Origin of the sequence: Mycolicibacter acidiphilus, assembly GCF_018455725.1 — a bacterium.
Taxonomy (GTDB): domain Bacteria; phylum Actinomycetota; class Actinomycetes; order Mycobacteriales; family Mycobacteriaceae; genus Mycobacterium; species Mycobacterium acidiphilum.
This window is the reverse complement of sequence record NZ_JAHCLR010000006.1, coordinates 103,259-114,606: the sequence shown is the minus strand read 5'-3', so window position 1 is coordinate 114,606 and position 11,348 is coordinate 103,259. Positions and strand designations below refer to the sequence as shown.

The following is an 11,348-nucleotide window of genomic DNA, read 5'->3' as shown; positions in this document are numbered from 1 at the left end:
CAGCCTAGGCGCGCACGCCGACAACCCGCCGTATGCTGGCGCTATTCACCCGCCCAAGCACGAGACGTTCGACATCGCCGCCCGCACCAACACCGATCCGAAAGGTGTGGCACGGGCGGTCGACGTCTATACCGTGCAGCCCTGGGGCCTGTATCTGGCCCGCCCGACCCCGGGCCGCGCACAGTTCCACTACCTGGAGTCGTGGCTGCTGCCGGCACTGGGGTTGCGGGCCAGCGTCTTCCACTTCAACCCGGGCCACGAGCGCGATCAGGATTTCTACCTCGACATCGGCGAGTACGTTCCCGGTGCGACGGTCTGGCGGTCGACCGACCACTACCTGGACCTGGTCGTGCGCACCGGCGTGGACGTGACGCTCACCGACGCCGACGAGCTGATGGCGGCGGTGCACCAGGGCCTGCTGGGTACCGATGACGCCGAACGGGCGGTGACCCGGGCGGTGACCGCGGTCGACGGGCTGGCCCGGCACGGCTACGACCTGCACCGGTGGCTGTCCGGCAACGGCATGGAACTCACCTGGCGCGGGTAAACTCGGCGGCTATGAGCATGAGCCTGCGATCGACGGGCGCAGTGGCGGCGGCCCTGCTCGTCGGTGCCACGCAACTGTCGCCGGCCCCGGCGTCGGCCGCCAACGAGATGCACAACGTCACCTACATCGCCAAGGTCGACGCCTGGACCACCGGCAGCGTGGTCACGTTCATGCGCACCGACACCGAGACCGCCAGCGCCGATCTCGACGGGTTCGGCGCACCGTTCGAAGCCAACACGGTGATGGCCGACCCCAGCCGAGCGGGGATGGTGATCCGGCTGCGGTTCCCGGCCACCGCGAACGTGCACTGCGAGATCAAGGTCGATGACGTCGTCACCGTCAAGAGCGACCGGTTCGTCAACACCTGGGGCAACACCAACGACCCGCACGTCGGGGCGATGCTCTGCGGCGCGCTGATCACCAGCATGGCCTGACCCGCTACGGTCCGGCCGCCACCTGAACGTGCACCCGGGTGGGCCGGCCGGGATCTGCCGACCCGTACATCCGATTGCCGTCGACGCTCGGATACCCGGCGGCCAGCAGCGGTTCGGTGAGTTCGTCGGCCACCGCCGGGGACGGCACCGTCACCTCAACATCGATGACATCCGGGGCGGTGAAGCCCGGGTCCCCGGAAAACACGGTGGGACCGATGTGCTCGACCCGCAGCGCGCGGTGCCCGCAGACGGTCCGCAGCCGGGCCACGATGCGCTGCGCCTGGTCGGCCCAGGTCGGATCCGCCGGCACCGTCTCCGTCGGGAACGGCACGGCGCGGCCGGCTTCGATGTTCGCCGCGAACGGCGCGATGCGCCGCTGCCACAGTTCACGGGCCTGCGCGGCCAGGTCGTCGGCGGTGCCGTGATTCTCCAGCCAGACGTCGGCCACCACCCGGCGCTGCTCCTCGGTGGCCTGGGCGGCGATCCGGGCCCGGGCGTCGGCTTCGGGCATGCCGCGCGACCCGGTGAGCCGGGCCACCCGCACCTCCTCGTCGGCGTGCACGACGACGACCAGCGGGAACAGCGGCGCCATCTGGGATTCGACCAGCAGCGGGATGTCCTCGACGACGATCGCGTCAGCGCCGGCCGCGTCGATCAGCTCCTGTCGACGCCGCGCCACCAGCGGGTGCACGATCCCGTTCAGGGTGGCGCGCTTGTCGTCGTCGCTGAACGCGATCGCCGCCAGCGCCGGGCGGTCCAGCGCCCCGTCGGGCAGCAGAATGCCCGGCCCGAAGGCCGTCACCAAGCCGGCCAGGCCTTCGGTGCCGGGTTCCACCACCTCGCGGGCGATGACGTCCCCATCGACGACGATGCCGCCACATTCAGCGAATGTGGCGGCAACCGTCGATTTACCGGCGCCGATGCCGCCGGTCAGACCGATACGCAGCATCAAGCAGCCAGGTCAGCCGTTATCAGGCGTTCCCGGCGAGCTTCTCCCGCAGCGCGGCGAGCTGCTCGTCGCTGGCCAGCGAACCACCGGCCGGAGCGTCGTCGCGGTGCGAACCGTTGGACACCCGCGAGGACTCGGCGTGCGCGACCTCGGCGAACTTCTCCATCTGCGCGGTGTGCATCTTGTGCCGGCGCTCGGCCTCCGCGTAGCGGGCCTCCCACTCGGTGCGCTGCTTGTCGAAGCCCTCGAGCCACTCGTTGGTCTCGGCGTCGAAGCCCTCCGGGAAGATGTAGTTGCCCTGCTCGTCGTAGCTGTCGGCCATGCCGTACTTCGAGGGGTCGAACTCCTCGGTGTAGTCCTCGTTGGCCTGCTTGAGGCTCAGCGAGATCCGGCGACGGTCCAGGTCGATGTCGATGACCTTGACCATGGCGTCGTCGCCGACGGCCACGACCTGGTCCGGCACCTCGACGTGCTGCTCAGCCAGCTCGGAGATGTGCACCAGGCCCTCGATGCCCTCCTCGACGCGGACGAACGCACCGAACGGCACCAGCTTGGTGACCTTGCCCGGCACGATCTGGCCGATCGCGTGGGTGCGGGCGAAGTGGCGCCACGGGTCTTCCTGGGTGGCCTTGAGGCTCAGCGAGACGCGCTCGCGGTCCATGTCCACGTCGAGGACCTCGACGGTGACCTCGTCGCCGACCTGCACGACCTCGGACGGGTGGTCGATGTGCTTCCAGGACAGCTCGGAGACGTGCACCAGGCCGTCCACGCCGCCCAGGTCGACGAACGCGCCGAAGTTGACGATCGAGGAGACGACACCCTTGCGGACCGCGCCCTTGACCAGCTGGTTGAGGAACTCGCTGCGCACCTCGGACTGGGTCTGCTCCAGCCAGGCGCGGCGGGACAGCACCACGTTGTTGCGGTTCTTGTCCAGCTCGATGATCTTGGCCTCGATCTCCTTGCCGATGTACGGCTGGAGGTCGCGGACCCGGCGCATCTCGACCAGCGAGGCGGGCAGGAAGCCGCGCAGCCCGATGTCGAGGATCAGGCCGCCCTTGACGACCTCGATGACGGTGCCCTTGACGGCCTCGTCCTTCTCCTTGAGCTCCTCGATCGTGCCCCAGGCGCGCTCGTACTGGGCGCGCTTCTTGGACAGGATCAGCCGGCCCTCTTTGTCCTCCTTGGTGAGGACCAGCGCCTCGACCTCGTCGCCGACGGAGACGACCTCGTGCGGGTCGACGTCGTGCTTGATGGAGAGCTCGCGGGACGGGATGACGCCCTCGGTCTTGTAACCGATGTCGAGCAGGACCTCGTCCCGGTCAACCTTGACGATGGTTCCCTCGACGATGTCGCCATCGTTGAAGTACTTGATCGTTTTGTCGATAGCAGCGAGGAAATCCTCGGCCGAGCCGATGTCGTTGATGGCTACTTGCGGCGAGGTCACGGTGGGACTTGGCATGTGTTGAGTTGCTCCGGACAGGTGAGGTCGTAGGGACAAAAGCTTTATTGGGTGCATGCCTGGGCATGCCTGCGGCCCGCGACCTGAGGGCGGACCACCTACCGAGGCTACTCGACACGTTGCACGCTGGACAAACCGGCTACGCTGCGTCGCTATGCGTCAGATGCGGATCCGCCCGCGGGCGGTCGGAGCACCGCGCACCGTGATCGTCCTGCTCGCCATCGTCACCGGGTTGCTGCTGCTGTTGTTCACTGCGGCCAACCCGGGCGGCACGCTCGTCGCGCTGGTGCTGGCGAGCCTGGCGATGCTGGTGGTACTGGCCTGCTACCGGTGGCTGGACCGTTGGGAACCGGAACCGCGCCGCCTGCTGCAGTTGGCCTTCCTGTGGGGCGCATCGGTGGCGGTGGTGCTGGCGGTGGGTCTGGAGACCTTCGGATCCCATGTGGCCACGGTGCGGCCGCTGGTGTCGAAGACCTTCGACGTGGCGGCGATCCAAGCGCCGTTCATCGAGGAGGCCGCCAAGGGGCTCTTCCTGCTGATCATGCTGACCGGCCGGCGGCGTCATCAGTTGAACTCGCTGACCGACTGCATGGTCTACGCCGGTATCACCGCGGTCGGGTTCGCCTGGATGGAAGACATCGTCTACATCGCGCCCGCCGACTCTCCCGACAAGATGGCCGTCGTGGCCATTGCCCGGCTGATCTTCGGGCCGTTCGCCCACCCGCTGTTCACCACGATGACCGGAATCGGCGTGTTCTTCGCGCTGCAGCGGCGTTCGTTCTGGTCCAAGGCCGTCGTGATCCTGCTCGGTTACCTCGCCGCGGTGGTCATGCACGCGTCGTGGAACGCCTCCCTGACCCTCGGCAACGCCAAGCTCTTCCTGGTCACCTACCTGTTCTGGATGGTGCCCATCTTCCTGCTGATGGTGGTGCTGGCCGTCCTGAGCCGGCGGCACGAACAGCATCTGGTCGCCGCGAAGCTCCCCGGGATGGTGACGGGCGGTCTGATCAGCCCCAACGAGGCCACCTGGCTGGGATCGATCCGCTGCCGCAAGCTGGCGATCCGCGAGGCGAAACGGATCGGGGGCCGGCCCGCCGCCAAGACCGTCAAGACATTCGCCGCGTCGGTGGTCGAGTTGGCGTTCGTGCGGGAACGCATCGACCGCGGTTTCGGCGACCCCGAGGTGTTCGCGTTGCAGCACGAGGACGCCTACGGGGTGGTCGCGGCCCGGGCCGCGGCGCCGGTGCTGCACACCATGGCCGGATACCGGTCGCCGCTGCCGGCCTGGGGCTGACCGGCCTCCCCGGTCTCGTTGACTCTGCGTCCAAGGCGGAAAAGTTCGAGAAGGCGGCGCCCTCAGCGCAGAGTCAACGTGGCGGACTGACTAGTGCGCGGCCGCGTCCCAGCTGTGCCCGTAGCCGACGGCGACCTCCAGCGGCACGTCCAGCGGGTAGGCGCCGCCCATCTGTTCGCGCACCAGCGCCTCCAGCCGCTCATGCTCACCCTCGGCGACCTCGAACAGCAGCTCGTCGTGCACCTGCAGCAGCATCCGAGACCGCAGGCCCGACGCGGCCAGCGCGCGGTCGACGTTGATCATCGCGACCTTGATGATGTCGGCGGCGCTGCCCTGGATCGGCGCGTTGAGCGCGGCCCGCTCCGCGGCGTCCCGGACCTGCCGGTTGTGGCTGTCCAGTTCCGGCAGGTAGCGCCGCCGGCCCAGCACGGTTGAGGTGTAGCCGTCCTTGCGGGCCTGCTCGACGACCGCGTGCAGATAGTCGCGCACCTTGCCGAACCGGGCGAAGTAGGCGTCCATCTGCTCTTTGGCCTCCTCGGTGGAGATCTTGAGCTGCTGGGCCAGCCCGTACGCACTCAGCCCGTAGGCCAGGCCGTAGGACATCGCCTTGACCCGACGGCGCAGATCGGGGGTGACCTCGTCGATCGGCACGCCGAACGCCCGAGACCCGACGAACGAGTGCAGGTCCTCGCCGGTGTTGAACGCCTCGATCAGCCCCTCGTCGTGCGACACGTGCGCCATGATCCGCATCTCGATCTGGCTGTAGTCCGCGGTCATGAGCGCCGCATAGCCGTCACCCACCACGAACGCATCCCGGATCAGCCGACCGGCCTCGGTGCGGACCGGGATGTTCTGCAGATTCGGTTCGGTCGATGACAGTCGTCCGGTCGCGGCGATCGTCTGGTTGAGGGTGGTGTGAATTCGACCGTCTGCGGCCGTCGCTTTCAGCAGCCCGTCGACGGTCACCTTCAGCCGGCTGGCGTCCCGGTGCTCCAGCAGGTGCTCCAGAAACGGGTGACCGGTCTTGTCGAACAGGATCTGCAGTGCGTCGGCGTCGGTGGTGTACCCGGTCTTGGTCTTCTTGGTCTTCGGCATGCCGAGTTCGTCGAAGAGCACCACCTGTAGCTGTTTGGGTGAGCCGAGGTTGATCTGCTTGCCGATCACCGCGTAGGCGGCTTCGGCGGCGTCGCGGATCCGGTCGCCGAACCGGCTCTGCAACTCCCCCAGCCGGTCCAGGTCGACGGCGATCCCGACGGCTTCGATGCCGGCGAGCACCCGCTGCAGCGGCAGTTCGATGTCGTCGAGCAGTGCCGCGGAGTCGATGCGGGCCAGTTCGGCGTCGAGCGCGTCGGCCAGGTCGACGACGGCCCGGGCCCGCAGGATCGCGGTCTGGGCCGCCTGCGGATCCTCATCGACGTCATCAAGCAGCGAAAGCTGTTGGTCCTCAGCGTTTTCCACCCGCAGTTCCCGCCGCAGATAGCGCACCGCGAGGTCGTCGAGGTTGAAGCTGCGCTGCCCGGGCCGGACCAGGTAGGCCGCGAGCGCGGTGTCGCAGGTGACCCCATTGAGTGTCCAGCCGCGCCCGGCCAGGTCGTGCATCGCCAGCTTCGCCTCATGCAGTGCCTTGGGTTTGCTCGCATCGGCGAGCCAGGCGCTCAGCGCCGCGTCGTCGTCTCCGGTCAGCGTCGCGGTGTCCAGGTAGCCGCCCTCGCCGTCGGCGGTGGCGATCGCCAGTGCGGTCGCGTCGCTGTCGAAGCTGCGGTGGCTGCCGGTGACCGCCAGCCCGCAGCGGCGGCCGTCCGCGGTGTGCTCGGCCACCCAGGCCGCGACCGTGCCGGGCGCCAGCAGGCCGCCGCGCACGTCGAAACCCTCGTCGGCCTCCGGCTCGATCGTGGACAGCGTTTCGAACAGCCGGTCGCGCAGCACCCGGAACTCCAGCTCGTCGAAGAGCCGGTGGATCTGCTCGCGGTCCCACGGCTGCAACTGCAGATCGTCAGGGGTCTGCGCCAGCGGCACGTCGCGCACTAGATCGGTGAGCTCCCGGTTGAGCAGCACGGTGGACAGGTTGGCGCGCAACGATTCTCCGACCTTGCCTTTCACCACGTCGGCGTGGTCGACCAGGCCCTGCAGCGAGCCGTACTCAGTGATCCACTTCGCGGCGGTCTTCTCGCCGACGCCCGGGATGCCCGGCAGGTTGTCGCTCGGGTCGCCGCGCAGCGCGGCGAAGTCCGGGTACTGGGTGGGGGTCAGGCCGTACTTCTCGACGACGGCGTCCGGGGTGAACCGGGTCAGGTCGCTGACGCCCTTGCGCGGGTAGAGCACGGTCACGTCGTCGGTGACCAGTTGCAGCGCGTCACGGTCACCGGTGACCACCAGCACCTGGTAGCCCTCGTTCGCGGCCCGGGTCGTCAGCGTGGCGATGAGGTCGTCGGCCTCGTAGCCCGCCTCGGCGAGGACCGTGATGCCCAGTGCCGCAAGCACTTCCTTGGCGACGTCGATCTGGCCGCGGAACTCGTCGGGGGTCGCCGAACGGTTGGCCTTGTACTCCGGGTAGCGCTCGGAGCGGAACGTCTGGCGCGACACGTCGAAGGCTGCCGCGACATGGGTGGGCGTCTCGTCGCGCAGCAGGTTGATCAGCATCGAGGTGAATCCGTACACCGCGTTGGTGGTCAGCCCGCTCTGCGTCTTGAAGTTCTCCGCCGGTAGGGCGAAGAACGCCCGGTAGGCCAGCGAGTTTCCGTCCAGCAGCAGCAGCGTGGGCTTGGCCTGCGTGTCGGGCGCAGCATCGGTCGGGGCGGTCTTGGCTGGGCTCACCCGACCAACTCTAGGCACCCGGGGCCAGCACCCGACGGCGCCGGTCAAACTGCAACACGTTTCAGTTTTGCGTTCGCTTGGCGGTAGGCTGACCGGGTGCCAGCAGCTACCTCTCAGCCCGCCATCGACGGGTGGTTCGCCACCGACGAGGCCGGCCTCCCCCACCTGATCGGTGCCAAGTGTCCGCAGTGCGGCACGTACGTCTTCCCGCCGCGGGAGAACAACTGCCCCAACCCCGCCTGCGACGGCGACGTGCTGGAGCCGGTCGCGCTGTCCCGGCGCGGCACGATCTGGAGCTACACCGAGAACCGGTACTCCCCGCCGGCGCCGTACCCGGCCAGCGAACCGTTCGAGCCGTTCGCGATCGCCGCGGTCGAACTCGAGGCCGAGGGGCTGATCGTGCTGGGCAAGGTCGTCACCGGCACCCTGGCCGCAGACCTGAAGGTCGGCATGGAGATGGAACTGACCACCATGCCGCTCTACACCGACGACGACGGCGTCGAGCGCACCGTCTACGCCTGGAAGAAGGTGGGCGCATGACCCCGCAGCCGCTGTACATCCTCGGTGCGGGCATGCACCCGTGGGGCAAGTGGGGCCGCGACTTCACCGAGTACGGGGTGATCGCCGCCCGTGCCGCCCTGGCCGACGCCGGCCTGGACGCCACCGCGATCCAGTTCATCGCCGGCGCGGACACCATCCGCAACGGCTACCCCGGCTTCATCGCCGGTTCCACGTTCGCCCAGAAGCTGGGCTGGAACGGGGTGCCGGTGTCCTCGTCGTACGCGGCCTGCGCCTCGGGTTCGCAGGCGCTGCAGAGCGCCCGGGCCCAGATCCTGGCCGGGTTCTGCGACGTGGCCCTGGTGATCGGCGCCGACACCACCCCCAAGGGCGCCTTCGCCCCGGTCGGCGGCGAGCGCAAGAACGACCCGGACTGGCAGCGCTTCCACCTGATCGGCGCGATGAACCCGGTGTACTTCGCGCTGCTGGCGCGCCGCCGGATGGACCTCTACGGCGCCACCTCCGAGGACTTCGCCCAGGTGAAGGTGAAGAACTCCCGGCACGGGTTGAGTAACCCGAATGCCCGCTACCGCAAGGAGTCCGCGGTGGCCGACGTGCTGGCCAGCCCGGTGGTCTCCGACCCGCTGCGCCAGCTGGACATCTGCGCCACCTCCGACGGCGCCGCGGCGCTGATCGTGGCCAGCGCCGAGTTCGCGAAGAAGCATCTCGGGTCGTTGGACGGGGTTCCGTCGGTGCGGGCGGTGTCCACCGTGACCCCGCAGTACCCGCAGCACCTGCCCGAACTGCCGGACATCGCAACGGATTCCACCGCGGTGGTGCCGGGTTCAGACCGGGTGTTCAAGGATCAGATCCTGGATGCCGCCTACGCCGAGGCTGGTATCGGGCCGGAGGACGTCAGCCTGGCCGAGGTCTACGACCTGTCGACCGCGCTGGAGATCGACTGGTACGAGCACCTGGGCCTGTGCGCCAAGGGTGAGGGCGAGCAGCTGCTGCGTAGCGGTGCGACGACGATCGGTGGCCGGGTTCCGGTGAACCCGTCGGGCGGGCTGGCATGCTTCGGCGAGGCGATCCCGGCGCAGGCGATCGCCCAGGTGTGTGAGCTGACCTGGCAGCTGCGCGGCACCGCAACCGGCCGGCAGGTCGAGGGCGCCACCGTCGGTGTCACCGCAAACCAGGGCCTGTTCGGGCACGGTTCGTCGGTGATCGTCGCCAAGTAGTTTCGCCAACGTGCAGAGTTGTCCACCCCCACCTGGGGAAACGCCGGACAACTCTGCACGCTCGCGGGAGACGGTCACCGTCAAGGTCAAACCCGGCAGCCGCAAGGGGCCGCTGGTGCAGACCGACGCCGACGGCCTCACCGTCTACGTGCGGGAACCCGCCGTCGAGGGCAAGGCCAACAAGGCGGTGATCCGGCTGCTGGCAGAGCATTTCGGGGTGCCGCCGAGCCGGGTGGAACTGGTCTCCGGGCCGGGCGCCCGCATCAAGCGGTTCCGGATCGGCCGCTGATCAGTCCTTGGCGTCCGGTTCCGGTTTGGGCAGCATCTCCTCCAGGGCCGCCCGGGTGATCCGCCGGAAGGCGCGCCGCGGCCGGTTGGCGTCGAGGATCGCTACCTCCAGGGTGCCCGGGCCGAGATTGCGCGGCTCCGAACCGTTCCCGGTGTCGGTCTTCTTCAACGCCTCGACCGCCAGGTGCAGGGCGTCGGCCAGCGCGGCGTTCTCGGTGTAGGACTCCTTGAGTGCGGTGATGATCGGCTCGGTGGTACCGCCCATCACGACGAAGTGCGGTTCGTCGGTGATCGACCCGTCGTAGGTGATCCGGTACAGCTCAGGCGGTTTCGTCTGCCCCTCGTAGGCGACCCCGGCGACGCACAACTCCACCTCGTAGGGCTTGGCCTGCTCGGTGAAGATGGTGCCCAGCGTCTGCGCGTAGACGTTGGCCAACTGTCGCGCGGTGACGTCCCGCCGGTCGTAGGCGTACCCGCGGGTGTCGGCGAACTGGATGCCGCCGCGGCGCAGGTTCTCGAACTCGTTGATCTTGCCCGCCGCGGCGAACCCGACCCGGTCGTAGAGTTCGCTGATCTTCTGCAGTGAGCGCGAAGGGTTTTCGGCGACGAACAGCACCCCGTCGGCGTAGGCCAGCGCGATCACGCTGCGCCCGCGGGCGATACCCTTGCGCGCCAGCTCGCTGCGCTCCCGCATCGCCTGCTCGGGCGAGATGAAGTACGGGAAGCTCATTTCTTGGCGCCCTTCGACTTCGGTGCCGGTGTGGCGGAATCATCGGTGCGAGTTCGGCTTTCGACGACACCGCGGGCGATGTCGGCGATCTTCTGCTCGGCCACGGCGACGGCGCCGTCGGCGTCGATGGTCACCGCGGTCGGGTAGATGCCGCGTACCAGATCCGGTCCGCCGGTGGCGGAGTCGTCGTCGGCGGCGTCGTAGAGCGCTTCGATCGCGACCCGCAGCGCCGAATCCGCATCGGCCACCTGCGCGTACAGCTTCTTCATCGACGACTTGGCGAAGATCGACCCGGATCCGACCGCCTGATAGCCCTCGCCCTCGATGTTCCAGCCGCCGGCCGCGTCGAACGACACGATGCGGCCCGCGTGCTGCTGGTCGGCGTCGTCGATGTCGTAACCGGCCAGCAGCGGCAGCGCCAGCAGCCCCTGCATCGCCGCACCGAGGTTGCCGCGCACCATGATCGCCAACCGGTTCACCTTGCCGGCGAAGGTCAGCGGCACGCCCTCGAGCTTCTCGTAGTGCTCCAGTTCGACGGCGTAGAGCCGGGCGAATTCGACGGCGACCGCCGCAGTGCCGGCGATGCCGGTCACCGTGTAGTCGTCGGTGATGTAGACCTTCTGGATGTCCCGGCCGGCGATCATGTTGCCCTGCGTGGAACGCCGGTCCCCGGCCATCAGCACGCCGCCCGGGTATTTCAGCGCGACGATCGTGGTGCCGTGCGGCAGGTCCGCGCTCGCCCCGGAACGCAGGTCCACCGCGGCAGTCGGCAACAACTCCGGCGCCTGACGACGCAGGAAATCCGAGAACGACGACAGGTCTACCGAATTGGACGGGAACACCGAGGCCGCGGAGTTGCCGGGCAGCCGATCACGATACGACCAGCTCACTGGCCGCCCTTTTGGACGTACGCCCGCACGAAGTCCTCCGCGTTCTCCTCCAGCACGTCGTCGATCTCATCGAGCAGGTCGTCGGTCTCCCCGGCCAGCTTCTCGCGACGCTCCTGACCTGCGGCAGCGCCGCCGGTGGGTTCGTCGTCGTCGCCCCCGCCACCGCCGCGCTTCGTCTGCTCCTGAGCCATCGCTGCCTCCTGCATC

Annotated in this window: 11 protein-coding genes and 1 pseudogene; 6 read left to right on the top strand and 6 right to left on the bottom strand. The window is 68.7% G+C overall.

What is annotated here, in order from left to right; all coding sequences use genetic code 11:
- Positions 1-43: 43 nt before the first annotated feature.
- On the top strand, positions 44-547 hold the full coding sequence (locus tag KIH27_RS05525) for a ribonuclease FAU-1 family protein (RefSeq protein ID WP_214091979.1): 504 nt from the start codon (positions 44-46) through the stop codon (positions 545-547).
- Positions 548-558: 11 nt separating this feature from the next.
- A complete protein-coding gene (locus tag KIH27_RS05520) occupies positions 559-981 on the top strand; it encodes a hypothetical protein (protein WP_214091922.1) in 423 nt (140 codons plus the stop codon).
- 7 nt (positions 982-988) lie between these two features.
- Here the strand turns inward: KIH27_RS05520 and coaE are convergent.
- A pseudogene (coaE, locus tag KIH27_RS05515) lies at positions 989-1,930 on the bottom strand (dephospho-CoA kinase); the annotation flags it as partial.
- Between the two features lie 22 nt (positions 1,931-1,952).
- Positions 1,953-3,389: a 30S ribosomal protein S1 gene (gene rpsA / locus KIH27_RS05510; RefSeq protein WP_214091920.1), complete on the bottom strand. Its 1,437-nt coding sequence runs from the start codon at positions 3,387-3,389 to the stop codon at positions 1,953-1,955.
- A 154-nt stretch (positions 3,390-3,543) separates the two neighbouring features.
- Here rpsA and KIH27_RS05505 point away from each other — a divergent pair, with 154 nt between their 5' ends.
- Positions 3,544-4,683: a PrsW family intramembrane metalloprotease gene (locus KIH27_RS05505; RefSeq protein WP_372451306.1), complete on the top strand. Its 1,140-nt coding sequence runs from the start codon at positions 3,544-3,546 to the stop codon at positions 4,681-4,683.
- A gap of 90 nt (positions 4,684-4,773) precedes the next feature.
- Here KIH27_RS05505 and polA read toward each other — a convergent pair whose 3' ends face one another.
- On the bottom strand, positions 4,774-7,497 hold the full coding sequence (polA, locus tag KIH27_RS05500; protein ID WP_214091919.1) for a DNA polymerase I: 2,724 nt from the start codon (positions 7,495-7,497) through the stop codon (positions 4,774-4,776).
- Positions 7,498-7,593: 96 nt separating this feature from the next.
- On the opposite strand from polA, the gene KIH27_RS05495 reads away from it, so the two are divergent.
- The 3 genes from KIH27_RS05495 to KIH27_RS22435 are packed head-to-tail and all read left to right on the top strand — an operon-like array spanning position 7,594 to position 9,522.
- Positions 7,594-8,037 carry a Zn-ribbon domain-containing OB-fold protein gene (locus KIH27_RS05495; RefSeq protein ID WP_214091918.1) on the top strand — a complete coding sequence of 148 codons (444 nt, stop codon included), beginning with the start codon at positions 7,594-7,596 and terminating at the stop codon, positions 8,035-8,037.
- Positions 8,034-9,233 (top strand): lipid-transfer protein, encoded by a 1,200-nt coding sequence (locus KIH27_RS05490; protein ID WP_214091917.1) that lies wholly within the window; start codon positions 8,034-8,036, stop codon positions 9,231-9,233. The genes KIH27_RS05495 and KIH27_RS05490 overlap by 4 nt, the downstream gene beginning before the upstream one ends.
- A 10-nt stretch (positions 9,234-9,243) precedes the next feature.
- Entirely contained in the window at positions 9,244-9,522 is a 279-nt protein-coding gene (locus KIH27_RS22435; RefSeq protein ID WP_214091916.1) for a DUF167 domain-containing protein, read from the top strand.
- Here KIH27_RS22435 and prcA read toward each other — a convergent pair whose 3' ends face one another.
- The 3 genes from prcA to KIH27_RS05470 are packed head-to-tail and all read right to left on the bottom strand — an operon-like array spanning position 9,523 to position 11,332.
- Positions 9,523-10,251 (bottom strand): proteasome subunit alpha, encoded by a 729-nt coding sequence (gene prcA / locus KIH27_RS05480; RefSeq protein ID WP_214091915.1) that lies wholly within the window; start codon positions 10,249-10,251, stop codon positions 9,523-9,525.
- Complete coding sequence (gene prcB, locus KIH27_RS05475) at positions 10,248-11,141, bottom strand: proteasome subunit beta (protein WP_214091914.1); 894 nt, start codon at positions 11,139-11,141, stop codon at positions 10,248-10,250. The genes prcA and prcB overlap by 4 nt, the downstream gene beginning before the upstream one ends.
- Positions 11,138-11,332: a ubiquitin-like protein Pup gene (locus tag KIH27_RS05470; RefSeq protein ID WP_214091913.1), complete on the bottom strand. Its 195-nt coding sequence runs from the start codon at positions 11,330-11,332 to the stop codon at positions 11,138-11,140. Before KIH27_RS05470 ends, prcB begins: the two co-directional genes overlap by 4 nt.
- Positions 11,333-11,348: the final 16 nt, after the last annotated feature.

Coding starts and splice junctions, on each gene's coding strand:
- KIH27_RS05520 (WP_214091922.1), top strand. CDS start 559: ATGAGCATGAGCCTGCGATCGACGGGCGCAGTGGCGGCGGCCCTGCTC.
- rpsA (WP_214091920.1), bottom strand. CDS start 3,389: ATGCCAAGTCCCACCGTGACCTCGCCGCAAGTAGCCATCAACGACATC.
- KIH27_RS05505 (WP_372451306.1), top strand. CDS start 3,544: ATGCGTCAGATGCGGATCCGCCCGCGGGCGGTCGGAGCACCGCGCACC.
- KIH27_RS05490 (WP_214091917.1), top strand. CDS start 8,034: ATGACCCCGCAGCCGCTGTACATCCTCGGTGCGGGCATGCACCCGTGG.
- prcA (WP_214091915.1), bottom strand. CDS start 10,251: ATGAGCTTCCCGTACTTCATCTCGCCCGAGCAGGCGATGCGGGAGCGC.
- KIH27_RS05470 (WP_214091913.1), bottom strand. CDS start 11,332: ATGGCTCAGGAGCAGACGAAGCGCGGCGGTGGCGGGGGCGACGACGAC.